At 50.7% G+C, this 24,110-nt stretch carries 25 protein-coding genes; 9 read left to right on the top strand and 16 right to left on the bottom strand.

Going from position 1 to position 24,110, the window contains the following annotated elements:
* Positions 1–144: 144 nt before the first annotated feature.
* The 3 genes from ftsX to ftsY are packed head-to-tail and all read right to left on the bottom strand — an operon-like array spanning position 145 to position 3,032.
* Positions 145–1,134: a permease-like cell division protein FtsX gene (gene ftsX, locus C5610_RS00810; RefSeq protein ID WP_105305440.1), complete on the bottom strand. Its 990-nt coding sequence runs from the start codon at positions 1,132–1,134 to the stop codon at positions 145–147.
* Positions 1,131–1,811, bottom strand: coding sequence for a cell division ATP-binding protein FtsE (gene ftsE / locus C5610_RS00805; RefSeq protein ID WP_105305439.1), 681 nt, complete (start codon positions 1,809–1,811; stop codon positions 1,131–1,133). The genes ftsX and ftsE overlap by 4 nt, the downstream gene beginning before the upstream one ends.
* A gap of 3 nt (positions 1,812–1,814) precedes the next feature.
* Entirely contained in the window at positions 1,815–3,032 is a 1,218-nt protein-coding gene (gene ftsY, locus C5610_RS00800) for a signal recognition particle-docking protein FtsY (RefSeq protein WP_105305438.1), read from the bottom strand.
* A 134-nt stretch (positions 3,033–3,166) separates the two neighbouring features.
* On the opposite strand from ftsY, the gene rsmD reads away from it, so the two are divergent.
* Entirely contained in the window at positions 3,167–3,733 is a 567-nt protein-coding gene (gene rsmD, locus C5610_RS00795; protein WP_105305437.1) for a 16S rRNA (guanine(966)-N(2))-methyltransferase RsmD, read from the top strand.
* A 4-nt stretch (positions 3,734–3,737) separates the two neighbouring features.
* A complete protein-coding gene (locus C5610_RS00790; protein WP_105305436.1) occupies positions 3,738–4,031 on the top strand; it encodes a DUF1145 domain-containing protein in 294 nt (97 codons plus the stop codon).
* On the opposite strand, the gene C5610_RS00785 is transcribed toward C5610_RS00790, so the two are convergent.
* The 5 genes from C5610_RS00785 to C5610_RS00765 form a co-directional block, all read right to left on the bottom strand.
* On the bottom strand, positions 4,013–4,618 hold the full coding sequence (locus tag C5610_RS00785; protein WP_105305435.1) for a YjaG family protein: 606 nt from the start codon (positions 4,616–4,618) through the stop codon (positions 4,013–4,015). The two genes, C5610_RS00790 and C5610_RS00785, sit on opposite strands and share 19 nt — an antisense overlap.
* A gap of 12 nt (positions 4,619–4,630) precedes the next feature.
* Positions 4,631–5,053 (bottom strand): VOC family protein, encoded by a 423-nt coding sequence (locus C5610_RS00780; RefSeq protein ID WP_105305434.1) that lies wholly within the window; start codon positions 5,051–5,053, stop codon positions 4,631–4,633.
* 14 nt (positions 5,054–5,067) lie between these two features.
* Positions 5,068–5,304 (bottom strand): hypothetical protein, encoded by a 237-nt coding sequence (locus C5610_RS00775; protein ID WP_105305433.1) that lies wholly within the window; start codon positions 5,302–5,304, stop codon positions 5,068–5,070.
* A gap of 195 nt (positions 5,305–5,499) precedes the next feature.
* Positions 5,500–6,672 carry a cystathionine gamma-synthase gene (locus tag C5610_RS00770; protein ID WP_105305432.1) on the bottom strand — a complete coding sequence of 391 codons (1,173 nt, stop codon included), beginning with the start codon at positions 6,670–6,672 and terminating at the stop codon, positions 5,500–5,502.
* A 12-nt stretch (positions 6,673–6,684) separates the two neighbouring features.
* Positions 6,685–7,650 (bottom strand): PLP-dependent cysteine synthase family protein, encoded by a 966-nt coding sequence (locus tag C5610_RS00765; RefSeq protein ID WP_105305431.1) that lies wholly within the window; start codon positions 7,648–7,650, stop codon positions 6,685–6,687.
* Between the two features lie 180 nt (positions 7,651–7,830).
* On the opposite strand from C5610_RS00765, the gene ltaE reads away from it, so the two are divergent.
* From ltaE to C5610_RS00745, 4 genes are all read left to right on the top strand, one after another.
* On the top strand, positions 7,831–8,799 hold the full coding sequence (ltaE, locus tag C5610_RS00760; RefSeq protein WP_262340062.1) for a low-specificity L-threonine aldolase: 969 nt from the start codon (positions 7,831–7,833) through the stop codon (positions 8,797–8,799).
* Positions 8,800–8,866: 67 nt separating this feature from the next.
* Positions 8,867–9,379: a hypothetical protein gene (locus C5610_RS00755; RefSeq protein WP_105305429.1), complete on the top strand. Its 513-nt coding sequence runs from the start codon at positions 8,867–8,869 to the stop codon at positions 9,377–9,379.
* A 34-nt stretch (positions 9,380–9,413) separates the two neighbouring features.
* A complete protein-coding gene (locus C5610_RS00750) occupies positions 9,414–10,199 on the top strand; it encodes a DUF692 domain-containing protein (protein WP_105307657.1) in 786 nt (261 codons plus the stop codon).
* Entirely contained in the window at positions 10,183–10,944 is a 762-nt protein-coding gene (locus C5610_RS00745) for a DUF2063 domain-containing protein (RefSeq protein WP_105305428.1), read from the top strand. The genes C5610_RS00750 and C5610_RS00745 overlap by 17 nt, the downstream gene beginning before the upstream one ends.
* Here the strand turns inward: C5610_RS00745 and C5610_RS00740 are convergent.
* The gene (locus C5610_RS00740) at positions 10,926–12,458 is read right to left on the bottom strand and encodes a YifB family Mg chelatase-like AAA ATPase (protein ID WP_105305427.1); all 1,533 of its coding nucleotides are present in this window, start codon (positions 12,456–12,458) and stop codon (positions 10,926–10,928) included. The two genes, C5610_RS00745 and C5610_RS00740, sit on opposite strands and share 19 nt — an antisense overlap.
* A 158-nt stretch (positions 12,459–12,616) precedes the next feature.
* Between C5610_RS00740 and C5610_RS00735 the strand changes: the two genes are divergently transcribed.
* Complete coding sequence (locus C5610_RS00735; RefSeq protein WP_105305426.1) at positions 12,617–12,892, top strand: YebG family protein; 276 nt, start codon at positions 12,617–12,619, stop codon at positions 12,890–12,892.
* Positions 12,893–12,919: 27 nt separating this feature from the next.
* On the opposite strand, the gene C5610_RS00730 is transcribed toward C5610_RS00735, so the two are convergent.
* Both C5610_RS00730 and C5610_RS00725 read right to left on the bottom strand, forming a co-directional pair.
* Positions 12,920–13,660 (bottom strand): ferredoxin--NADP reductase, encoded by a 741-nt coding sequence (locus C5610_RS00730; RefSeq protein ID WP_105307656.1) that lies wholly within the window; start codon positions 13,658–13,660, stop codon positions 12,920–12,922.
* A 6-nt stretch (positions 13,661–13,666) separates the two neighbouring features.
* A complete protein-coding gene (locus tag C5610_RS00725) occupies positions 13,667–13,915 on the bottom strand; it encodes an accessory factor UbiK family protein (RefSeq protein ID WP_105305425.1) in 249 nt (82 codons plus the stop codon).
* 64 nt (positions 13,916–13,979) lie between these two features.
* On the opposite strand from C5610_RS00725, the gene rep reads away from it, so the two are divergent.
* On the top strand, positions 13,980–15,998 hold the full coding sequence (gene rep / locus C5610_RS00720) for a DNA helicase Rep (protein WP_105305424.1): 2,019 nt from the start codon (positions 13,980–13,982) through the stop codon (positions 15,996–15,998).
* On the opposite strand, the gene C5610_RS00715 is transcribed toward rep, so the two are convergent.
* Both C5610_RS00715 and C5610_RS00710 read right to left on the bottom strand, forming a co-directional pair.
* Positions 15,995–18,415, bottom strand: a complete 2,421-nt coding sequence (locus tag C5610_RS00715; RefSeq protein ID WP_262339933.1) for an EAL domain-containing protein — start codon at positions 18,413–18,415, stop codon at positions 15,995–15,997. The two genes, rep and C5610_RS00715, sit on opposite strands and share 4 nt — an antisense overlap.
* Before the next feature lie 377 nt (positions 18,416–18,792).
* Positions 18,793–19,221, bottom strand: coding sequence for a c-type cytochrome (locus C5610_RS00710; RefSeq protein ID WP_262339932.1), 429 nt, complete (start codon positions 19,219–19,221; stop codon positions 18,793–18,795).
* A gap of 81 nt (positions 19,222–19,302) precedes the next feature.
* On the opposite strand from C5610_RS00710, the gene dinB reads away from it, so the two are divergent.
* Positions 19,303–20,373, top strand: a complete 1,071-nt coding sequence (gene dinB / locus C5610_RS00705) for a DNA polymerase IV (protein WP_105307654.1) — start codon at positions 19,303–19,305, stop codon at positions 20,371–20,373.
* Here the strand turns inward: dinB and C5610_RS00700 are convergent.
* The 3 genes from C5610_RS00700 to C5610_RS00690 are packed head-to-tail and all read right to left on the bottom strand — an operon-like array spanning position 20,370 to position 24,110.
* On the bottom strand, positions 20,370–20,807 hold the full coding sequence (locus C5610_RS00700) for a DUF4399 domain-containing protein (protein ID WP_105305422.1): 438 nt from the start codon (positions 20,805–20,807) through the stop codon (positions 20,370–20,372). The genes dinB and C5610_RS00700 overlap by 4 nt on opposite strands.
* Positions 20,808–20,826: 19 nt before the next feature.
* The gene (locus tag C5610_RS00695) at positions 20,827–22,719 is read right to left on the bottom strand and encodes a methyl-accepting chemotaxis protein (protein ID WP_105305421.1); all 1,893 of its coding nucleotides are present in this window, start codon (positions 22,717–22,719) and stop codon (positions 20,827–20,829) included.
* A 20-nt stretch (positions 22,720–22,739) separates the two neighbouring features.
* Positions 22,740–24,110, bottom strand: a complete 1,371-nt coding sequence (locus tag C5610_RS00690) for a TrkH family potassium uptake protein (protein ID WP_105305420.1) — start codon at positions 24,108–24,110, stop codon at positions 22,740–22,742.

The following is a 24,110-nucleotide window of genomic DNA, read 5'->3' as shown; positions in this document are numbered from 1 at the left end:
ATGCTAAAACTTCGGTATAAAGACGCTTATAGCTACTTTAACTGCCCTTTATGACCCTTTTTTGACAGAAAAGTTCCGTTTTTCGGCGCACTTCTTTGTGCTCGCCAAAAATTTAGTATATCTAAGATCAGTACGATCGCAACCCTATTGCGGTTCAATACTTCGAATATGACGGCGCACCGCCAAATACGAGCCGGCTAATCCCAACACCACCGCAATAAGCCAGACGAACAACATTTCATTGAAGCTTAGGCCAGCCAGTTGAAACTGCGTGTCATAAAGTTCGGTGACCGTTAACACCGACGACTCAACCCACCATATGAGTAGGGCCGTTGCCAGCCAGGCCAATATGCCTCCAACAAATCCGTACCATACACCGGTGTATAAAAACGGCCGTTGAATAAAGGCATTGGTGGCGCCCACCAGCTTCATGACGACGATCGCCTCACGTTGGCTGAGGATATTTAAGCGGATGGTATTACCAACAATCAGTACCACCGACAAACACAACAGCAGGCCAAGGCCGCCCAAAATATCTTTCGCCAGATTCAGCAACGCCTGTAATCGCTCCAGCCACTGCACGTCCAGCTTGCCAAACTCAACCTCGCGGGCACTTTCTAATTCCGCCAACAACGATTCCGCTTTTTCCGGCGCACGAAAGCTTTCCGCCGGAATCACCAACAAAACGTCCGGCAATGGGTTATTTTCAAGATAATCCAGCGTTTCGCCGAAGCCGGAACGCTGTCTGAACTCGGCTAAACCTTGCTCTTTGGTAATCAACGTCACCTCATCAATACGAGGATCTAATTCCCATTGTGTTTTTAACGTTTGCCGCGTTTGCTCATCCAGGTCTTTGCGTAAAAACAGCGACATTTGTGACGCTTGTTGCCATTCACCGGATATCGCTGAGGTATTCTTAACCAGCACATAAAGCGCTGACGGTAAAGTCAGACTTAAACCGAGCACGGCCATGGTCAGTAACGACGCAAAGGGGTTACGCCACAGTTCACCAAGGCTGGCGACGGCCTGCTGCAGATGATGCACCGGCACCATTAACGCGCGCCGGTACCACGCCAGCTTTTGTCGTTGTTGCGCGCCCGCCACGCTTTCCCGGTTACCGAACAACAGACTCATGCCAATGGCTCCTCTTCCAGTCCGTCATTGATCAACCGACCTTCTTTGAGCGTCAGCGTACGGTATTTCAAGCGAGCTATCAGCCCCAGATCATGGGTCGCGATAAGCACCGCGACACCCACTTTGTTAAAGGATTCAAACAAGCGGATGATTTCCATCGATAACTTCGGATCGAGGTTGCCGGTTGGTTCATCGGCCAATAACAACGGTGGTTTATTGACTATGGCGCGAGCAATGCCGACACGCTGTTGTTCGCCGCCTGAAAGCATTTGCGGGTAATGCCGGTACTTATCCGCCAGACCGACTTTTTCCAGCGCAGCCAACACCCGTTTGCGTGCCTCTTGCACGCTATAGCCTTCGATAATTAACGGCAGCGCGACATTGTCAAACACCGACTTATCCATCAGCAAGCGATGATCTTGAAAGATCATGCCGATATCACGACGTACAAACGGCACCTGTGACGACTTAATTTTGCGTAAATCATGACCGTTTATCAAAACCCGCCCGGCGGTGGGTCGTTCCATGATACTGATAAGTTTTAGTAAGGTACTTTTGCCCGCTCCGGAATGCCCCGTCAGGAACGCCATTTCACCCGGTTTTATGTGAAAATCAACGTGACTCAGCGCCTGATGGCCGCCGGGATAGGTTTTACTGACCTGCTCAAAGCGAATCATGGTTTACTCAGTTGTGTTATCCGATTCAGACTCTAGCTTACGGTCAAACAATGCCTGGATAAAGTCTTTCGCCACAAAAGGGCGTAAATCGTCTAATTGCTCGCCCACACCAATGTAGCGAATCGGTATCGCAAATTGATCAGCAACCGCAAAGATAACACCGCCTTTCGCGGTACCGTCCAGTTTGGTCATCACAATTCCGGATACACCAACCGCCTCGGTAAACAGTTTTGCCTGACTGATGGCGTTTTGGCCGGTGCCGGCATCAAGGGTTAGCATGACTTCATGTGGCGCATTGGGATCGAGCTTCTTCATTACCCGCACGATCTTTTTCAGTTCTTCCATCAGGTTTGCTTTATTCTGCAAACGTCCGGCGGTGTCCGCGATCAACACATCAATGTTACGCGCTTTGGCCGCCTGCAGTGCATCAAACAGCACCGATGCACTGTCCGAGCCGGTTTGTTGGGCGATCACCGGAATATCGTTTCGTTCACCCCATATTTCCAACTGCTCTACCGCCGCAGCGCGGAAGGTGTCACCGGCCGCCAGCATCACCGACTTGCCTTCGTTTTTGAACTGCTTGGCCAGTTTGCCAATGGTGGTGGTCTTACCCACGCCGTTAACGCCGGTCATCAAGATCACAAACGGGCTGTCCGATGGCGGGATCTCTAACGGCTTATCAACCGGTTTTAGGATCTCCGCCAGTTGCTCTTGCAACAGCTCATACAGCGCTTCGGCATCATTCAGTTGCTTTCGATCCGCCTGCTGAGTCAGATTGTCGATGATTTTGGTGGTGGTACTGACCCCCAAATCGGCCATTAATAACTGTGTTTCAAGCTCTTCAAATAACTCATCATCGATTTTCTTACCGCGGAAAATGCCGAACAAGCCAGAACCGATAGAACCGGAGGTTTTTTTAAGACCTTGCGTTAACCGTTGCCAAAACCCTTTTTTCTTCTCCGGTTTGGGCGGTTCCTCCGCCTTGGGCTCAGCCGCAGAGTGCGCTTTCGGAGCTTCCGGTTCAACCGCTGGCAAGCCCTTACCGGCGGCCGAGTCTGCCGTCACCTGTGCGCAATCGTCCACAGCGGATGGCGTGTCCGCACTTTTCAGCGGCGTATGCTGAGGCTGTGTATCCTGCTCGGCAGCGCTTTGCGGAGTTTCTTGCTCAGCAGTTTTCTTGTGCTTTTTCTTAAAAATCGAGAACAACGAACCTTTTGCCATAATTGCTTAACCTTGGAATTTCTTTGTCCTGGCTGTTTGCCTTGGAACAACGGCGCCGTAACGAGTAAACTATGCGCTAAGTTTACCACGCTCTTTCGTAACTGACGATGGAGTGAATACCCGGAGAGGTCAAATTGCGCAAAAATGCTGGACAATTAAGGATCATTGGCGGCCAATGGCGAGGACGGAAATTGCCCATACTCGATAGCGACGGATTGCGTCCAACCACAGATCGAGTGCGCGAAACACTGTTTAACTGGCTTCAGTTTGATATGGCTGACGCGGTTGTAGTGGATCTGTTCGCCGGTGCCGGGGGGCTTGGCCTCGAAGCCGCTTCCCGCGGTGCAGCAGAGGTTCTTCTTATCGAACGGGATAAACGGGTCGCGACGCAACTCAGCGAGAATCTGAATACACTCAAGGCAACCAACGCCCGAGTACTTGTGACTGATGCACTGGCATTATTGCAATCGCCTTCCTCATTGCCACCACATTGGGATATCGTCTTCGTCGATCCGCCCTTCGCCCAAGGCTTGGCCGATCAGACCCTCGAACGCCTGCTAAACTGCCCACAAGTGAGCACTGACACACTGATCTATTTAGAAACCGAACACGACTTTTCGCCCAGCAGTGCAACGCGTTGGCAGGTGATCAAGGAAAAACGCCATGGTGCGGTGCAATTCTGTCTATTACAAAAAAGGTAACCTAATGAAAACTGCAATTATTATCGGAAAATGCGTCTTTGCGGTGATTTGGCTGGCATTGTTTGCTGTATTAGCCGGATTTGCCGGCGACATCGGCTCGCAGACTTACGCTCTGGTCGCGCTACTGTTGGCCGTTATGGTGATCATGCACTTACTGTTACTCGGTACCTTCGTCGCTATCATGAAGCCACAAATGCTTTGGAAAAAAGGCGACAGTTGGCAGATTCTGGCGTTTGGTATTTTTGCCTGGCTGGCCATTTTCAAGCGCACCAATGACCATCAGTCTTCCTCTAACTGAAGCCCCAGATTCGACACACCTTCATCAATGACCATCTGCCGTACTTGTTTAATCAGTGCGGCACTGACGGCCGGTTGGCTCTCTAAAAAGCTTACCATCGCCTGTTGCATGGCAATCTCATATTGATACAACTCATGTTCATCAACATGCTGTTGCAGTTCGTCGGCGGGAACTTGTTCGGCATCATTCAGCTCGATAAATTTCACCACGCTGGCTTGCGACACTTTGGCAACATCCAGCAAATTACCGGCATTTTTATCCAGTAAGCCCTGCAACAAGATGCTGATTGCAGTACACGCATCCATCGCCGGATAGACACCGAGCATATCGTGGCCATGCTCGCTTGGGGTCACTTCATCCACTTTTTCCTGCCAGCGGCCAAAGTTGACTTTAACCTGCTTCGGTTGTGCAACATGATCCCAACACGCATTAAGCGCGCCGCGCAACGGCTTAGCGTCACCAAATTGCGTGATGTGGCAGAAAAATTCGTAGTTGGGTACCATGCGTTCGCACAGATACAGCGCCAGCAGCACTTGATGATCCCAGTCTAAATCACGAATGCGCTGGAAGGTATTTAGCTCAGCCAAGGGACATCCTATTTAGGTCGCGAAAATATCGTCATCGCTCTTGAAGGTTTTAAACTCCAGGGCGTTACCACAATAATCGTAGAAGAACATGGTGCCCTGTTCGCCCGGCTTTCCTTTGAAGCGAATATAGGGTTCGATAACAAATTCAATACCCGCGGCACGGACGCGTTCGGCAAGAGCTTCCCAATCATCACGTAACAGCACCACGCCAAAATGCGGTACCGGCACAGCGTGACCGTCCACGCCATTATGATTTTTCAGACCGGCGACATCCGGAGCCACGTGAGTGACGAATTGGTGCCCGTAGAAATTCCAATCGATCCAGTGATCACTGCTACGGCCTTGCTCAAGACCCATGACATCACCGTAAAAACGGCGGGCATTATCGAGCGAGGTGACTGGAATCGCAAGATGGAAGGGACGTACTGCGTTCATACCGCCCTCTTAATTTAGTGGCTAAGATGAGTTGTCGCTGAGGTCGAACGGGTTGATGAGGTCTGCGGTGAACGCTTCCACATTCTTACGCCGATCGCTGTCATCAGCAGGATCCAATTTAACGGCGGAATAAAACCGGCCGTTAATACGGCTAACAGATTCCAAAGTGGTTTTTGCTGATATTGCCCTACCAATCCGTAGAACAACAACGCAGCTACGAGTCCCTGCAATACCAGTAGGCTCAATAGCATAGGATGTATCCTTCTTATCTGTGTCTGTTTGCTTTGTTGTTATCGTTTTACCATCAGCAATTGCTGATGCAGTAAGACTACTCAATTATGACTAAACTGTAAAATTTTGTATAAATTCATGATTTTTAACGAAAAAAGCCGGCTTTTTAGCCGGCTTTACATATCAATTTAAACTATTTTAATCGTTATTGTCGATTAAAAGGCATTTAACGCCCGTTCCAGATCGGCTTTGAGATCGTCCAGATCTTCAATACCAACCGACACTCGCACGAAATTATCCAGAATACCCAGCTTCTCACGGTTTTCTTTTGGAACCGATGCGTGCGTCATAATGGCCGGGTGTTCGATCAGCGATTCAACGCCTCCCAGGCTTTCGGCCAATGCAAACACTTCCACCGTTTCCAGGAACTTGCGTGCCGCTTCCAAATCACCTTTCAGCAGAATGGAAATCATGCCGCCAAAACCGTCCATTTGTTGCTTGGCCAGTTCATGCTGTGGATGACTTGGCAAGCCCGGATAGATCACTTTTTCGATCTTCGGATGCTGTTCCAGCCATTGCGCTAACTCCAACGCTGCCTGATTGTGATGGCGCATGCGCAACGCCAGCGTTTTCACGCCTCTCAGCGCCAGGTAAGCATCAAACGGTCCGGCCACGGCACCGACCGAATTTTGTAAAAACAACATACGTTCGACCAGATCATCATTATCACCGACAACCGCAATACCGCCGACCATATCCGAGTGACCGTTGAGGTATTTCGTCGCAGAGTGCATCACGATATCAGCGCCCTGCTCCAGCGGCCGCTGGTTAAAGGGTGTAGCGAAGGTGTTATCCACCACCACAATAATGTCTGGGTTGCGTTCTTTGGCAAGCTTTACAATGGCCTTGATGTCGACCAGTTTCAGCATCGGGTTACTGGGCGTTTCAACCCAAATCATACGGGTTTCCGGCTTAATTGCCTGTGCAACCTGGTCCAAATCGGCCAAGTCAACATAGCTGAACTGTAAGCCTGCGGAACGGCCACGCACTTTGTCAAACAGGCGGAAACTGCCGCCATACAAATCGTCCATCGCCACCACATGGTCACCACTGTCGAGCAACTCCAGAATGGTTGATGTTGCTGCCATACCAGAGGCAAACGCCAAGCCCTGCTGACCGCCTTCGAGACTGGCTACCGCGCGCTCCCAGGCAAACCGCGTGGGGTTATGTGAGCGAGAATACTCAAAACCTTTATGCTTACCCGGGCTCTCCTGAGCATAGGTTGAGCTGGTAAAAATCGGCGGCATCACTGCGCCGGTCACGGGCTCAGGAGCCTGTCCACCATGAATCGCCTTAGTCGCAAATTTCATTGTTTTATCGTTCGCCATGTTCCGCCTCTTTTACAGCAAATTGTTTTCACGCATCCAGTCGTCGTTAAACAACTTGGATAAATAACGGTTACCGGTATCGCAAGCCAACGTCACCACACGTTTTTTCTCTGTCTGCTCCTGACAGTAACGCAGTGCTGCAGCAATCAGAGTGCCGCTGGATGAACCCACCATAACGCCTTCTTTTTCCAACACTTTACGAGCCGTCTGCATACCTTCTTTGTCGCTGATTGCATAGGCTTTGTTGGCAATCGAAATATCACAGATCGTCGGAACAAAATCTTCACCGATACCTTCAGCAAGCCAACTTCCGGCTTCCACGTGTTCGCCGCGATTCACCAACGGCTCGAGAATCGAACCTGCCGGATCCGCTAACACCATATCGACGTCGGCTTTGTGTTCACGCAAATAACGGCCAATGCCTGTAAGCGTTCCGCCAGAGCCAACACCACAGACGAAGGCGTCAATATCGCCATTCATTTGCTGCCAGATTTCTGGCCCGGTGGTCTTGTAGTGGGCCTCGACGTTGGCGGGGTTTTCGAATTGATTCACGTAAAACCAGCCATTCTCTGCGGCCATTCGTGCGGCCATATCCTGATAGTACTCGGGGTGACCCTTCTGCACATCAGAGCGCGTTTGCACGACTTCGGCGCCCATCGCGCGCAGGTTATTGACCTTTTCCTGACTCATTTTATCGGGCATGACGATTTTTAACGGGTAACCTTTACTGGCGGCCACCAATGCCAAACCCAGACCGGTATTGCCTGCGGTGGCCTCGATGATGGTGTCACCGGCTTTCAACTTTCCGTCGCGCTCAGCAGCATTAATCATTTCTACCGCGATGCGATCTTTAATCGAACCGCCCGGATTTTGTAACTCTAGTTTTAAATACAACTCACATGGGCCGGTGTCTAAATTATTCACACGCACCAGAGGCGTGTTGCCAATCATTTCCAAAACGTTATCGAAAACTTTCATATGCGGTCGCTTTTTTATTGAGTGTCTGTTTGAATTACGCTCATTATCCCTATACTTGGCTTGCATAACAACCACAGGCTTAGAATGCTTTGCTTGAGGTTATAACGAATACAATAATGGAGAGATAGAGTGAAACGCCTCGATTTACGCAGTGATACCGTTACCCAACCCACACCCGCGATGCGTGAGGCTATGGCAAATGCGCCAGTCGGCGATGATGTTTACGGAGAGGATCCCACCATCAATGCGCTGGAACAACGCGTTGCCACCATGCTCGGCAAAGAGTCAGCCCTGCTTTGTGCGTCAGGAACCCAAAGTAATTTGTGCGGCCTGTTAGCCCATTGCCGCAACGGCGAAGAATATATCGTCGGGCAGGAATACCACACCTACCGGTATGAAGCTGGCGGTGCAGCCGTTGTTGGTGGCATCGTGCCTCAACCATTAGAAGTGCAGGCGGACGGTACGCTCGACCTGGACGTTCTGGTCAGCCGCATTAAGCCTGATGATCCGCACTTCCCGATTACCCGTCTACTGGCGTTTGAAAACACCCATGCCGGCAAGGTGATTGATCAGGCCTACTTTAATACAGCTCGCCGCATTGCCGATCAACATGGCTTAGCAATGCATTTGGACGGCGCCCGTCTCGCCAATGCAGTGGTAGCATCCGATCGAAGCTTTGCCGAGCTTGCGGCACCGTTCGACAGCGTATCGATTTGCTGCTCAAAAGGCTTAGGCGCTCCAGTGGGATCGTTACTGGTGGGCAACGCTGATTTTATCGCCCGCGCGCGACGCTGGCGTAAAATGGTCGGCGGTGGTATGCGTCAAGCAGGCGTAATTGCTGCGGCTATCGACTACGCGTTGGATCACCATATCGAACGTCTTAAACAAGACCATGCGAACGCGGCCTGGCTTGCTGAAGAACTGGCCGGTATTGCTGGCCAACACGCTATCACCACCCATCCGGCACAAACCAACATGGTCTATCTTGAACTGCCATCAGCGGAACTGGGCTTGCAGCTACAACAGTTTATGGCGCAACGCAATATCGTTATCCCGAGCGGGAAAAAGCTGCGCCTGGTCACGCACTTGAATGCGGAGCGGCCGATGCTTGAACAATTTATCAGCAGTTTTGCAGAATTTTTACGCTAACCGTTAGGTGATCTCTGTCGCCGTTGGCTATGATTAACGGACAGAGTCCAAACAAAAGGAACATACCATGAGTCAATCCGTTAAACCTCTTATCGCTTCAGTCGGTGCTGCATTAGCGCTGGGTTCTGCCATGCCGGCGAACGCCGCCGATAATCCCTTTGCATCCGTTGAACTCAGTTCCGGCTACGAAGTGGCGGCTCAAAAGGAAGGCAACTGCGGCGGTAATCAGAAGTCTGAAGAGGCAAAAGACAAAGCCAAAAGCAAAGCTGAACATAAAATGATGGAAGAAGGTAAGTGTGGTGAAGGGAAATGCGGCGAGGCCATGATGGCCGAAAAAGCCAAGCGAAAAGCCAAGCAGATGAAAGAGCAAAAGGACATGGAAGGCAAGTGCGGTGAAGGGAAATGCGGCGAGGCCATGATGGCTGAAAAAGCCAAGCAAGCAAAAGAACAAAAGGACATGGAAGGCAAATGTGGCGAAGGAAAGTGTGGTGAAGCCATGATGTCCGAAAAAGCCAAGCAGGCAAAAGAGAAAAAAGACAAAGAAGGCAAATGCGGTGAAGGTAAGTGCGGTGCCGCTTAATAGCGACAGCGTAGGACTGGGCTATCGCCGCTCGATGTACCAGGAGCTGATCGAATGCGATCAGCTCCCGTTCGACTTTCTCGAAATTGCGCCGGAAAACTGGATGAATACCGGCCCCCGTTTGCAACATCAGTTACGGGCGTTGCGTGAGCGTGTGCCGTTTACCACTCACGGGCTGTCATTGTCGATTGGCAGTTTTGCTCCCCTTGATCATGCTTTTTTAAAACGTCTGAAAACCTTTCTGGACGAATACAATATCGATCTCTATTCCGAGCATTTGAGCTACTGCTCTGATGACGGGCATTTGTACGACCTCATGCCAATTCCTTTCACCACAGATGCCGTGTCTCATGTTAGCCAACGCATCCGCACAGTCAGTGACATACTCGAGCGACCATTGGTACTGGAAAATGTCTCGTTTTATGCCATGCCCAGCCATGACATGACCGAACTGGAATTCATTAATGCGGTACTGACGGAAGCCGATTGCGGCTTGTTGCTGGACGTCAACAACGTTTATGTTAATAGCATCAATCATGGCTATGACGCCAGAGAATTCATCGCGGGATTACCTGCAGAGCGCGTTCGCTATATGCACATTGCCGGGCATTATCAGCAACAACCGGATTTGATCATAGATACCCATGGCGCGGATGTTATTGATCCCGTCTGGAAACTTCTGGATAACAGTTACCAACACGTGGGCTGTCATCCAACGCTGCTGGAGCGCGATTTTAATATTCCATCGCTCAATACGCTCAGTAACGAATTGGCAACCATCCGCAAAACTCAGGCGTTGCAACATGCCGTCCTTTCGTAATACTCAACAGCAGTTTACGGCGGCCATCCGCAATCCCGCTGAACATGACATGGCTGATATTGAGCCGCGCCGGATGGCAGTCTACCGGGAACTGATTTTTAATAATCTGCTCGGTTTTACCCGTTCCGCCTTTCCCGTAGCCTGCTCAATCATGGGTGATGACTGGTGGCAGCAGGCGGTACGCCAGTTTTTAATTCATCATCGCAGCCAGTCGCCGTATTTTAATGAGATTGCCGCTGAGTTTTTGTCGTTCTTACGCGAGAGTGATTCAGTGAATACCGCCGAACCCGATTGCCTGTTGGAGCTAATGCACTACGAATGGGTAGAGCTGGCACTGGACAACATCCCACAGGATACGTTAGCGGTTCGGCAGCAGCTTAACGACGACCTGCTTACGGGTAAGCCGGTGTTGTCTGACGCCGCGTGGTTGTTAAGTTACGAATACCCAGTACATGAGATCAGCGCAGACAACCAACCGTCGGTGAATGACAAAAAAGATACGCTGATACTGGTTTACCGCAAACTCGATATGAGTATCGGTTTTCGCCTAATGAACCCGGTGTTCGGGCTGCTCTGGCAGCAACTGCAACAAAAGGACATCTCGTCGGGTCAGGATGCCATCGAACAGCTCGCCGCACAGCTCGGTGTAACGGCAGATGAGAACTTTCAGAGCCACGCACAGCAAGCACTGTCTGAGCTGTATGAATGGGGCGCCATTTTAGGCGCTCACAACGAACGCACCTGATCAATTAATTGATCCAACGCACGATAGCCCATGGCCTCTGCTAAATGGGACTTCTGCACCCGCTCCTCGTTCTCCAAATCCGCAATGCTACGCGCCAGCCGCAACGTTCGATGATAGGCGCGGTGAGAGAGCTTGAGCTTTTCAATCGCGGCTATCAGAAACTCATGATCCCCATCACTCAGTTGACTGTAGTCGAGCACCGCGTTTGCACGAAGGTCACTGTTGAGACAGCCCTGACGGGCCAATTGCCGCTCGCGAGCGGCGCTAACCTGTGCTTTCAGTTGCCGACTGTTTAGGGGGGAATGCTTGCGCGCGTTTACCCGCAAACTCGATGTTTCTCGCGGTACCGCAACCTGAATATCAATCCGATCCAGTAACGGGCCGGATAATTTGTTTAAATAGTTCATGATTTGATCCGGGGTCGAACGACAACTGGCCAGGCAGCCGTCAAACTGACCGCAGGGTGACGGATTTAACGCGCAGATCAGTTGAAAATTTGCCGGAAAACGGACGTGATGAGCGGCACGACTGATGGTGACGTGACCGCTTTCTAACGGTTCTCGCAAAGAATCCAGAACATGACGAGAAAACTCAGGTAATTCATCCAGGAACAAGACGCTATTATGCGCCAGGCTGATTTCGCCCGGTCGCGGCGGCGATCCGCCGCCGACCAAGGCAGCCGCTGAGCACGAGTGGTGAGGGGCACGAAATTCACGCACCCGCCAGTCTTGCAACGTTCCCGGCTGCTGCGCGATGGAGCGGATCGAGGCCAACTCCAGCGCTTCTTGTTCCGTTAACGCTGGCATTAAACTCATCAATCGTTGTGCAAGCATGGTTTTACCGGTGCCGGGTGGGCCGACAAAGAGGATATGGTGGCGCCCTGCTGCCGCGAGCGTTAATGCCCGTTTTGCCTGCTCCTGCCCCATCACTTCGGCAAGATCGCCACTGCTTGTCGGTTCCGTAAGCTGCCAGTCGATGGGTGTTGCCTTGCGAAGACCATTGTGTTGATGAAGGTGCTCAAACACGCCGATTAAATCCGGTACCAGATACGCGGTCTGTCCTTGAATCAAGCCGGCATCGGTTTCATTTTTTAACGGAATAAACGCGGTTCGTTTTGCGCTACGACAAGCCAACAACGCTGGCACCAGACCGGTAACCGGCAGTAGCTCACCATTCAAGGCCAGTTCGCCGTAAAACTCAGTGTTCATGATCGCCGAATCGGGCACCTGCCCCGATGCAACCAGGATCCCCACCGCAATGGCTAACTCATAGCGAGCTCCCTGTTTTGGCACGTCGGCGGGCGAGAGGTTGACGGTAATTTTGGTCGCCTGTGGAAACTCTAAACCGGCGTTCATCAGCGCGGCCTTTACCCGATCTTTAGCTTCACGAATGGTTGCGGTCGGTAACCCGACAATAGCAAACCCGGGCAACCCTCTGGCTAAGTCCACTTCGACTCGGATTTCCGGGGCATCAATACCCAGACTTGCTCGCGTAAACACCGTTGCTAACGCCATAGCTACCTCTCAAAACAGCGAAGTATAGCGCTATTATTGACTGGCTCTGCGGGGAGATCGCTGATTTCTGTGTCAGCAAATGCATGATACAAAGGTTGCATTCAAGCCCATTCAACTGTATAAATAACCAGTATTCTTAATACCCACGAGGATGATTCATGCCGGTAGTAACCCAATACGTTGTTGTGCGTGACGGAGAGGAAAAAATGACGTTTAACACCAAAGCGGAAGCCGATGCCCACGACAAGATGTTGGACATGGTGGATGAGCTAGTGCCATTATTGGCGCGCAGTGAAACCGTCAGCGATGAGCAAACATTGGAAAATTTAGCGTTTTTCCTGGCGCGCGAACGCGAGCAAGTATTAATTGCTCTTGGTGCGAAAAAGCCGACGAAAAAGAAAGCGCCTAAGCCGGCGGAGAGTGATGCTGGCTAACCAACGCAGCCAGCATCAGCAACTGACTTACCAATAATTTTCAGAGGTCACATTGCCCGGTTTACGGCGGGTGTTTTTGGCGAGTCCTTTCGCTGCCAGTACCCCTCGGCATTCAGTGATCATATCCGGATTACCACACAACATCACTTGGCTATTAGTTGTCAGTGATGTCGCTAAAGCCGCTTCCAGCTTGCCAGACTCGAGCAGTTGTGGAATTCGTTCGTTTAAGGCGCCCGGTATCTGTTCACGGGTTATCACCGGCTGATAACCGAGACGGTCCGGATACTGTTGTTGCCAGTGCTGAATCTGCTCCTGATACACCAGATCCGCGGCTGTGCGAACTCCGTGAACCAGATTAATACGCCGAAACCGGCGCCAGGGCTGCTCGGTATGCAGCATGGATATAAAGGGGCCGATACCGGTACCCGTTGACAGCAGCCACAAATCGTCACCGTCAGGCACTTCATCAAGGGTAAAAAAGCCACTTGCCGGTTGTGTAATGGTTACCGAGTCACCAGGTTTTAGCTTGGCCAGTTGCGGGCTGGTGAGCCCATCAGCGACTTCAGCAATGACAAAGTCAATCACCGACGCACCCGGCGGGCTTGCCAGTGAATAAGCCCGCAACGCTTTGGCATCACCGCCCGGGAGCCCCAATCGCACAAACTGGCCAGCCTTAAAGTCAAAGGGTTCAGCAATAATGCGTAAACTGAACACACTATCGCTCCAGCGATAGTTCTCAACCACTTTACCGTTAATTAATTGCACCACGGGCAATCAGTCCTTTTGTTTGTCCGTTTGTTGTTCTGCCAATTGCTGTTCTAAAAGCTCAACGCGCTCGCGCAGGCGTAATAGCATTTGTTGTTGTACGTCCATTTCTTCTCGCGTCACCAAGTCGAGTTTTGCTAATTGGGTTTGCAGCGTTTGCTTAACCCGTTGTTCAACATTGCCAGCCATTTCTTTGACACCTGCCGGCATACTCTCACTGATTTGCTTTGCAATGTTTTCGATGGTTTTATTGTCCATTGTCTTATCCTTTCGGTAAAATCCGTTGCTTCACTAGTCTACCACTCCTTTTAAGGTCTGTTTAATGTTAAACGAGCGCCAGCAACAAGCAGTTCACTATATTCAGGGCCCGATGCTGGTGCTGGCCGGCGCCGGCAGTGGCAAGACCCGCGTTATCACTGAAAAAATCGCTTATCTCATCCGTGAAAGAATTTATACGGCGCGGCAGATTGCGGCGGTAACCTTTACCAACAAGGCCGCACGAGAAATGAAGGAACGGGTCGCTCAAACCATGGGTAAACAGGGTGCCCGCGGCCTCACCGTATCGACCTTCCATACGCTCGGCCTGAACATCATCCGTAGAGAACTCAGCGCCTTAGGATTAAAAGCCGGCTTCTCTCTGTTTGATGACCAGGATACCTTTGCATTGTTGAAAGCGCTGACTGAAGAGCAATGGGACGGCGATAAACAACTGATTCAACGTTGCGCGCACCAAATCAGCAACTGGAAGAACGATATGCTGACACCGGAGCTTGCGTTGCGCCAGGCTGCCACGCCGGAAGAACGGGATTTTGCCGCCGTGTACACGGACTACCAGCGTAATTTAACCGCGTGCAACGCGGTTGATTTTGATGATTTAATTCGGTTGCCGACCATGCTGTTGCAAACCAATGAAGCCGTTCGCAAACGCTGGCAGAAAAAATACCAATACCTACTGGTGGATGAGTATCAGGATACCAACACCAGTCAATATCAGTTAGTGAAACTGCTGGTCGGTGAACGGGCGCGCTTTACGGTGGTCGGTGACGACGATCAATCGATTTATTCCTGGCGCGGCGCGCAACCACAAAATCTGGCCTTGCTGCAAAAAGACTTTCCCGCGCTTAAGGTGGTAAAACTGGAGCAAAATTACCGCTCCCACGGCCGTATTCTGAAAGCGGCTAACATTCTTATCGAAAACAACCCACACGTCTTTGAAAAGAAACTTTTTTCCGATATGGAATACGGCGTACCCATGCGCGTGTTGTATGGCCGAAATGAAGAACACGAGGCAGAACGGGTCGTCGCAGAAATTGTAAAACAACGCTTTTTGCGCAAAACGCCCTACCACGAATTCGCGATTCTGTACCGCGGCAATCATCAAGCTCGTTTGTTTGAAAAGGCGCTGATGAATAACCGCATTCCCTACAAAATTACCGGTGGCCAGTCGTTCTTTGCGCGGGCAGAAATCAAAGACATCATGGCCTACTTCCGGTTGTTGGTTAACCCAACCGACGACACGGCGTTTTTGCGTATTATTAATGTACCCCGGCGCGGTATTGGCCCACAAACCATTGAACGCATCGGTGAACTGTCGAAAGAACTCGGCTGCAGCCTGTTCGAAGCCGCACAGTCACCACACGTCAAAACCTTACTGAGCAGCAATGTATTTAACGCGCTGGATACCTTTGTCAGTATGATGACGACGCTCGCGCGCCGTGCCGAGCATCAACCGGACGCGCAGGAGGCCGTGCGTCAGTTGCTCAGCGACATCGGCTACGAAGACTGGCTATTTGAGCAAAGCCCGAGTGCAAAAGCTGCAGAAATGCGGATTAAGAATATTCATGAACTGCACCGCTGGGTCAGCGAGATGCTCGACGGTAACGACGAGAACGAACCGATGAGCCTGGATCAGGTCGTCAGTCGACTCTGCTTACGTGACATGATGTCGCGCAACGAAGAAGACGAGAACTTTGATCAGGTGCAATTGATGACGCTGCACGCGTCAAAAGGCCTCGAGTTTCCCCAGGTATTTTTGGTCGGCATGGAGGAAGGCTTATTACCCCATCAAAGCAGTATCGACCTCGATGATGTCGAAGAGGAGCGTCGTCTCGCCTACGTGGGTATTACCCGGGCTCAGCACCAGCTCACCTTCACCATGGCGCGTGAACGCCGACAGTTTGGCGAGGTTATACAACCTCAGCCCAGCCGCTTTTTGCACGAATTGCCACAGGACGATTTAGAGTGGGAACATCAGCGCAAACAAAAATCGGAACAGGAACAGGAAGAGCAGCGCAGCCGCGGACTGGAAATGTTAAAAAACGCGTTAAAAAAGGATCGCTAAGCCGTTGAACGTTTATCGGCACGGTTCTGCGAACGCACACCGTCGGTAACATAATTGCCCTGGCCAACACTTACACCGAGTTGAGTGATGTTGGCGTATTCTTGTTCAGAATCGAGACCCGCCGCATAAAGGCGAATGCCGAGCTCATCACACAGTGTGACGACGTGCTTTAACATCGCACGGGCGCGCTCATTACTTTTAAGTCGCGCGACATAATTGTGATCGAGCTTCAGTATCGAAAACGGATAATTGTACAAATACTGCAACGGTCCTGCACCACGCCCGAAGTGATCGATAACCAACGTAAAGCCAAGCTCCGACAGCCGTCTTAAACTTGCCAGAGAACGACGGTCATTTTGCGTTAACGCAGTTTCCGAAAACTCCAGCGCGATACGATCGGGCGCAATGTCGTAACGCTTTACCAGCTCGATCAGCTGATTGATGTATCCCGCTTTTAGCAAATGCCGTGCTGACAAGTTCACATGCAGGCATGGCAATTCCTGTTGCCGCGTTTGGTTAAGACGCTCGCAGCAACGTTTTAAGACATAGCGGTCCAGCTTCATAATAAGACCGGTTTTCTCTGCCAGCGCCACGAATTCGTCGGTCGATATATCATGATGGGAGTCATTCCAGCGTATTTGCATTTCAATGCCCACCAACTGATTCGTTGTCAGCTCGATAATATCCTGATATTCAATGTCAAAATCTTCTTCTATTTTCGCATGACGTAACGCCGTTTCACGTTTTACCGAATCCACCAGCGATTGGTGCATGTACTCATCAAATAACACATAGCGACCGCGGCCTTGTGTTTTAGCCTGATACATCGCCGCATCGGCGTCGCGCAGCAGTCGTTCCACTGAATCGTGCTCACCCTGACACAACGCGATACCCACACTAGCGCCTGAGTAATGCTCCTGACCGTTTAACAAGAAAGGTTCAGCAAGACTCTTAATCATTCGCTTTGCAACGTCTTTGGCGTCGTCAACGGACGTCATAGTGTCCAGCAGTACCACAAACTCGTCGCCGCCTAAGCGCGCGACCATGTCATTCTCTCGGGTACAGTCACTGACTCGTTTAGCAACATCCAATAAAAACTCATCGCCGGCGGAGTGCCCCAGTGTGTCGTTGATGTTTTTAAAACGGTCCAAGTCGAGAAACAACACCGCAAAGTGATGTTCCGGATGACGCTTTTTGTGGGCCACCGCCTGTTGAAGACGCTCGGTAAATAAGGCGCGGTTGGGCAGTCCGGTTAAACTGTCGTGATGCGCATCGTGAAACAACCGAGCTTCGATCTTCTTGCGGCGTTCAATTTCAGACACCAGTTCCTCAGTGCGCTCGGTCACTTTCTTTTCCAGAAACTGGTTTACCCGCTGAATTTCTTCAGCGGATCGCTTCCGGTCAATAGCCACAGCAACGTGTTGCGATACAAAGTTGAGTAGCTCAAGATCGTCATTGCGATACAAAAACTCACTGTCATAGGTTTGTACCGCGATAACGCCAAACACCTCACCTTTTAGCATCAACGGCGATCCGAGCCATTGTTTGGCCAACTTGCCGCCTCCGGTGCCCGGTGTCACCTGACCGTCCTCAATCAGTTGTTGCCGGGAACGCGCATTAAGAAACAATGAACGTTGCTCACGAATGACATACTCTGTTAAACCGCGACTGACTCGCCGACGTTCGGCCTGCGCTCCGGTCACGTCAACGTGATAGGGAAAATGCAGGTATTTCTTATCGGGAGACAGCAAAGCGACATAGAAGTTATCCGCATGGATCAGTTTACTGATCTCGGCATGCAGGCTCTTGTAAAAAGTCGCCATATTATCGGACGTATTGGTCAGCTCGGAGATGGCAAAGAGGGCTGCCGTTTGTTGTTCCGCCTTCTCACGCTCAGTGATTTCACGCATCAAGCTCTCGTTCGCATGCCGTAACTCAGCGGTCTGATGCTCAATCTCGTTTTGCATTAACTCACGCTGTTTGAGACGTTCCAGGGCATTGACAACGTGTTGCGACACAAAGGTAAGCAGTTCTTCATCTTTCTCATCGTAGCGAAAGGCGTCATTGTAGCTCTGCACCACCATCACACCGATCACATGGTCACCACTTTTTAGTGGTACACCGAGCCAGTCGACGTGAGCTGCCCCCATCTCTTTAACGTCGCCGTTCTCGATCAACTGCTGGTACACCTCCGGCGGACACAGCAACGGCTCACCGGTTCGTAGAATATAACCGGTAAGACCGGCACTCAGTTTCTCGACGGGTAATTCTTCAAATAATGTGTCCTGATCGACTTCGTCAACGAAGTAGACAAAATTAACTACTTCCTTTTGCGCATCATAAAGACAGATATAAAAGTTTTTCGCGAACATGAGTTTGCCAATGATCTCATGCACAGAGCGGTAAAAACTATCCATGTTGCGCACTTGAGCGGCCAGCTCGGAAATTTGAAATAAGGCGTTTTGTATGACTTCTGCGGAGCGATATTTATGGGTCAGTTGCTTAAGTCGAGATACGACTTTCCTAAGCCTGAGGTTTTCGGCCTCAAGTTGTTGTGACGTTTGTTGTGGCTTCGCGCCATTCACCAATTAACATTCCCTTAAATATAAAATAAGTTTCACATCATATAAAAAAACGCTCTGATGTTACCATTTGTAACAAACGTAAAGTATAAACAGCCGTTTAAAAGATGCAAGACTTACGGTGAATATTTGTTCAAGGTGTAATATTGGCAAAAAAAAGCCACCTCTTAAAGGTGGCTTTAGTCAGAATCTGTTTCGGTAACCGGCTTTACTTAAATATCAGCTGTCATGTAGTCGATAGCAGCTTGAATTTCTTCGTCTGAGCAGTCCGAACAGGTACCTTTTGGAGGCATCGCATTATAGCCTTCAATGGCATGACGCAATACGGTTTCCATGCCCTGCTCCAGGCGTGCTTCCCAGTCTCCGGCGTTATTGATTTTGGGTGCACCCATCACACCTGATGTATGGCACGCCGCACAAAATTGGTTGTAAACGGCTTCACCTGAACGCGTACCACCGGCATCTGCCTGTTGATCGCTTTCTTCTCCAGCCACATAATGTTGGGCAAGCGGTTCAATACGCTTCTCGATCGCTTCCTTAGACATTTTGTCTTGAACCGAGGCTGCGCCAGCAGCAACAGCAAACAATGCAGCGATAGAGGCAATAAGGCCTTTGGATGCTAGAGATTTAATACGTTTCACTGGTTTCTCCTAAAGTGGCTGGTGATCATCATACCCAGTTTGTGGGCTGATTATAACCACAAATGCGCACAGGATAAACACTTGGCTGAGCTTACGCGAAAAATTGCTCTACTCGATCTCGACGCGTTCTTTGCATCCGTTGAGGTGTTACGGGATCCATCGCTGCGGCACAAACCCTTTGCAGTCGGCGGGGGCGGTGAACGCGGCGTGGTCGCAACCGCCAATTATATTGCTCGTCGTTATGGGGTAAAGAGTGCCATGCCCGGCAGCCACGCGCGCCGTTTGTGTCCGCAGCTCATCTTCGTAAAACCTGATCCGGCCCGCTACCGAGAGATGTCAAAGCGAGTTCTGGCACTGCTCAGTGAAGTTACTGACGTTATTGAACCCGCCTCCATTGACGAGTTTTATTTAGATCTCACCGAGAATACGCTCTTTAAAGGCAGTGCGTCGCTCACCGTTCAAGCGCTCCGCGACAAGATAAGAGCGTTGGGCATTACCGGATCGGCCGGTATCTCTAATCAAAAAATGGTCGCGAAAATCGCCAGTGACGAGCGCAAACCCGATGGCCAGTTTCTGGTCACTCCGGATCAGGTATTGAACTATATCGCTCGACTTGAATTAAAACGGATACCGGGTGTAGGGCCAAAGAGTCAGCAAGTGCTCGCACAACACGGACTTTTATGCGGAGCTGATATTCAGGCAATAGAAATGCCCCATTTACAGCAAATCGTCGGAGATAAGGCCGGTTATGTGTTACACCAGCGTTGCCTGGGCATTGACCTTCGTCCGGTGGTTACCGAACGGATCCGCAAAAGCGTCGGTGTAGAACAAACGCTGGCCGCCGACATGACACAGCTTGGTACGGCACAAGATTACTGCCAGCAACAGCTGTTACCCAAGCTAAAACAACGGTTGCGAGTCACGCACTGGCATCAACAACCGATTCGTTCGCAGACGGTTAAACTAAAATTTTCCGATTTTACCCAAACCACTGTGTCGCGCAGCAGTCAGCGAGTATCCCCCAGCCTTTTCTATCAACTGTTGCAGGAAGCCTGGTCTCGCGGTGCGGATAAAGGGGTGCGATTGCTTGGGGTCAGCGTCGCCTTACCTGACCCCGAGCAACAACAGCAGTTAGAGTTGGACTTAGATTAGTCGTCTTTAACAGTGATGGTGATTTTTTCGGACATCACCACAGGTTCGTGAGGCACGTGGTTTTTATCACCTAAAATCAGTTGCAGGGTATGCTCACCGGGTTCCAGCGTAACTGTAGTTTCTGTTTGTCCGCCACCGAAGTGAATCACATCCCCACCCATCGGTTGACCCAGCGCCGGTAGCTCGTCTTTATCGATCAGCAGGTGATGGTGACCGGTGTGTTTCACGTCAACGCCTGCCGGCGCTACGCCCATTCCCGTCAACCCAAACTTGACCTTAAAGGTACGACCTACGACTTCGCCATTCTGAGGCGAAATAATATACGCCTGCGCTCCTTCAGCAGACTCTGAACGCGACATTTCCTGCGCTTCGGCTGTTGCCAGCACCGGACCGCCGAGCATTGCCAATGCGCCAACCAATAATGCACCTTTCATGTTGTTCTCCTTAATCGAGTTATTCTAATTTAAATTTACTGACTAAGGATTCTAAACGATCAAATTCCCGTTGTAACTGTTGACAGGCATCGTTGGTACGGCGCAGGTTCGTTTGATTCTGTTCGTTCAACTGACTGATGTTAGTAATGTCTTCATCCAGCGACTTAATCACAGAATTCTGCTGTTCGGTCGCTGAAGCCACGGAGTGGTTAACGTCATCAATTTTGCCGATAATGGCATCGATTTCTGCCATGTGCTGAGACGATTGTTCCGCAGATTTCACACAAGCGTCACTGGTTGCTTCGCTCTCTTTAATGACACCAACAACGGTTTTGGTGCCTTGGCGAACACGTTCTATCATCGCTTCGATTTCACCCGCTGAGTCCGCCGTACGTTGCGCCAAACTACGGACTTCATCGGCGACGACCGCAAAGCCACGTCCGGCCTCACCGGCTCGCGCGGCTTCAATGGCGGCGTTTAGGGCAAGCAAATTGGTCTGTTCGGTAATCCCTTTTATGACTTCCAGGATCTGGCCGATATTTTGCGTATTTTCATCCAGCTCCGTAATCGCCTGCGCAGACTCCTGCATGCGCCGCGAAAGGTGCTGTATCTGCTGCATATTTTCGCTCAGCGCATGCCGCGCTTCGGTCGATTTATGATTTGCCTCCGACGCCCGCTCAGAAGCATTCGAGGCGCTGTCGGAAATATCATTGGCGCTGGCACCAAGCTCATTAATCGCCGTTGCCACGGTATTGGTGCGCTGTGCCTGTTCATCACCGAGGTTAACCGAGTCCTGATTGGCTTTCACCATCGCGGCAACATTCTTTTCTAACTGGGTGGACGCTTTTCTTACGTCACTGATGGCTGAATGAATCTTACGGATAAACTCATTCATACGCTGTGACAAGCGCCCAAATTCATCATCGGACTCGACCGGTAACCGTTGTGTCAGATCACCCTCGCCCCGAGCCATATCGGTTACGGCATGGTTCAGACGTTGCAGTGGTTTGAGTAATAACCGCAGCAACCAACTCAACAACAGCACCACAGCAATGATACCGATAACCATGTAGACAATGGCCGTCCAGGCGAACGATGACACGGCGGCATATGCCTGCTCTTCATCAATAGCAACCGCAAGATACCAGTCAACACCGTCAATTCCTTCAACCTTTCTAAACGACACCAGACGATCCACACCGTCAATGCGGTAGCCGTTAAAGTCACTGGTCATCGGTACCTTGGACCCCAGATAATCGGACAAATTAGAGTCCACCATGTCGGTCTCCGGGTGGCTTAAAATGCTGCCCTTATTGTTGACCAAAAACGCAAATCCAAGCCCCATAAAGTCGACATCATTCACGATAGCGGAAATGGTATCCAGCATCATGTCACCGCCGGCTACGCCCAATAGACGTCCATTTTCGCGCATCGGCACGACGGCCGAAATGGTCAGTTCATTGGTGGTGACGTCGATGTACGGCTTGGTATAGGTCGGCTGATTTTCCTCCAATGCCAGTTGGTACCAGGGGCGGCTGCGCGCATCATAATCATCCGGTAAATCAATTGAAGTATCGTCAAGAATAAAAGTACCGTCCGTCAGCCCATAATAAACATTTTTAAAATCGCCGGCCGCTTTTGACTGCTGAACTTTGGCTAATGCTTGTTCAATGCTGTCGGTATCCGAATAGGCATTGGCTGTCGCACGGATAATACGCATACGGTCATTTAGCCAGTGCGATATATTATTTGAGACCGAACCGGATAACGCCTGCATCTGAGCCTGTAAGTCGGCGCGCACCTGACTCGACATCTGATAAAAATTGGTGAGCGTAAAAACACCCAATACCAGCACCAGAATTAAGGACGCTGCCAATATTACTTTTTGGTTAAACTTGAGAGACTTCAACATAGTTCACGTTACTCGTTATTTTAGCCGACCTGAATGTCCGTATCCGGATAGCGTACGTGGCGTTTTTTCGGTGTCGCCACAAAATAGCCTAATGTTAACGGTCCCAAACGACCGGCAAACATCAGAAAAATCAAAATGAGCTGGCTGCTATCGGTCACCTCGGCTGTGATACCTCTGGATAGCCCGACCGTTGCCGACGCCGATAAAACCTCAAAGGCTATATCTATAAACGGCAGCGAATTCAAAATCATTAGCGCAAATATACCGGCAAAGATGAGACCCAGGTAAACAATGGTCACCGCCAGCGCTTTCATCACCAGGTCCTGCGGTATTGTGCGGTCACCCAGGGTAACCGCCTCGCGACGACGTAAAAAGGTATAGGTAGCCAGCAATAAAATGATAAAGGTACCCAATTTAATGCCGCCGGCTGTACTCATCGAACCACCACCGATAAACATCAACAGTAGCGTAAATACGGCGCTGGCTTCGGTCATCGCACCGGTGTCGACGGTATTAAATCCGGCCGATCTCGGCGTCACCGCCTGAAACCAGGCGTTGACCGCTTGATCATACCACGGCATATTGCCGATTGTTGCGGGGTTGCCGCTCTCCAGCAACCATAAAATGGCCATGGCAACCGCATTAATCAGCAATGTCGCTATTAAAATGGCTTTGGAATAGACCGAAAACCGGTTCCAGCGACGCTTTTCGTAAATGTTGTTGATGACCGAGAACCCCAGTCCGCCAATCACAAATAAAACACTGATCAGCAGAGTAATGGTGCGCTCAGCCTGGTAATCCACTAGACCATTGGGGGTAAGCACAAACCCCGCACTGTTGAATGCCGACACCGCATAAAAGACGGACTCCAGTAACGCGTTGACAAAACCTTTCTCGGCTGTCCAGTACACTGTCATTACAACGATGGCGATGGCCTCCGCAACCAGTGCCAGGGTCACAACGGCAAATGCTGTTTTTTTAATGCTACCCAGGCTGGTTTGTTGCATAACCTCTTTCGCCAGCATTTGTTGCTTTAGCCCGACCTGTCCACCCAAGGAAATCGCGGCAACCACGGCGAAGGTCATAAACCCCAGTCCGCCGGCCTGGATCAGCAGCGTGATGACGGAAAGGCCAAACCCGGAAAACGTTGCACCGGTATCCACTACGACCAGCCCTGTTACCGTTACCGCGGATGTCGCCGTAAACAAACTTTCCAACCAAGTAATCGGTTGCTCGGTGGCAAACGGCAATTTCAGCAACAAGGTGCCCAGCACGATCAAACCCAAAAAGCCACTGGCCAGAATCACCGGTGGACTCAGATTAATGGAACGTCGGCGTGTACGCGGCCGCTTTTGGTATAAAAAGCTAAAAGAAGGTAACCACTGCTTCAT

Source organism: Idiomarina sp. OT37-5b, assembly GCF_002968395.1.
Lineage (GTDB): Bacteria > Pseudomonadota > Gammaproteobacteria > Enterobacterales > Alteromonadaceae > Idiomarina > Idiomarina aquatica.
This window is presented reverse-complemented; position numbering and strand designations above follow the sequence as displayed.

What these genes read in the sequence shown, in the direction of transcription:
- ftsX (WP_105305440.1), bottom strand. Translation starts at nt 1,134, where the DNA reads ATGAGTCTGTTGTTCGGTAACCGGGAAAGCGTGGCGGGCGCGCAACAA.
- C5610_RS00735 (WP_105305426.1), top strand. Translation starts at nt 12,617, where the DNA reads ATGCCGGTAGTAACCCAATACGTTGTTGTGCGTGACGGAGAGGAAAAA.
- C5610_RS00745 (WP_105305428.1), top strand. Translation starts at nt 10,183, where the DNA reads ATGCCGTCCTTTCGTAATACTCAACAGCAGTTTACGGCGGCCATCCGC.
- C5610_RS00750 (WP_105307657.1), top strand. Translation starts at nt 9,414, where the DNA reads ATGTACCAGGAGCTGATCGAATGCGATCAGCTCCCGTTCGACTTTCTC.
- C5610_RS00770 (WP_105305432.1), bottom strand. Translation starts at nt 6,672, where the DNA reads ATGGCGAACGATAAAACAATGAAATTTGCGACTAAGGCGATTCATGGT.
- C5610_RS00755 (WP_105305429.1), top strand. Translation starts at nt 8,867, where the DNA reads ATGAGTCAATCCGTTAAACCTCTTATCGCTTCAGTCGGTGCTGCATTA.
- C5610_RS00700 (WP_105305422.1), bottom strand. Translation starts at nt 20,807, where the DNA reads ATGAAAGGTGCATTATTGGTTGGCGCATTGGCAATGCTCGGCGGTCCG.
- ltaE (WP_262340062.1), top strand. Translation starts at nt 7,831, where the DNA reads ATGCGTGAGGCTATGGCAAATGCGCCAGTCGGCGATGATGTTTACGGA.
- C5610_RS00690 (WP_105305420.1), bottom strand. Translation starts at nt 24,110, where the DNA reads ATGAAGCAGTGGTTACCTTCTTTTAGCTTTTTATACCAAAAGCGGCCG.
- C5610_RS00765 (WP_105305431.1), bottom strand. Translation starts at nt 7,650, where the DNA reads ATGAAAGTTTTCGATAACGTTTTGGAAATGATTGGCAACACGCCTCTG.
- C5610_RS00780 (WP_105305434.1), bottom strand. Translation starts at nt 5,053, where the DNA reads ATGAACGCAGTACGTCCCTTCCATCTTGCGATTCCAGTCACCTCGCTC.
- rep (WP_105305424.1), top strand. Translation starts at nt 13,980, where the DNA reads ATGTTAAACGAGCGCCAGCAACAAGCAGTTCACTATATTCAGGGCCCG.
- C5610_RS00725 (WP_105305425.1), bottom strand. Translation starts at nt 13,915, where the DNA reads ATGGACAATAAAACCATCGAAAACATTGCAAAGCAAATCAGTGAGAGT.
- C5610_RS00775 (WP_105305433.1), bottom strand. Translation starts at nt 5,304, where the DNA reads ATGCTATTGAGCCTACTGGTATTGCAGGGACTCGTAGCTGCGTTGTTG.
- C5610_RS00695 (WP_105305421.1), bottom strand. Translation starts at nt 22,719, where the DNA reads ATGTTGAAGTCTCTCAAGTTTAACCAAAAAGTAATATTGGCAGCGTCC.
- ftsE (WP_105305439.1), bottom strand. Translation starts at nt 1,811, where the DNA reads ATGATTCGCTTTGAGCAGGTCAGTAAAACCTATCCCGGCGGCCATCAG.
- C5610_RS00740 (WP_105305427.1), bottom strand. Translation starts at nt 12,458, where the DNA reads ATGGCGTTAGCAACGGTGTTTACGCGAGCAAGTCTGGGTATTGATGCC.
- ftsY (WP_105305438.1), bottom strand. Translation starts at nt 3,032, where the DNA reads ATGGCAAAAGGTTCGTTGTTCTCGATTTTTAAGAAAAAGCACAAGAAA.
- C5610_RS00715 (WP_262339933.1), bottom strand. Translation starts at nt 18,415, where the DNA reads ATGGATAGTTTTTACCGCTCTGTGCATGAGATCATTGGCAAACTCATG.
- C5610_RS00790 (WP_105305436.1), top strand. Translation starts at nt 3,738, where the DNA reads ATGAAAACTGCAATTATTATCGGAAAATGCGTCTTTGCGGTGATTTGG.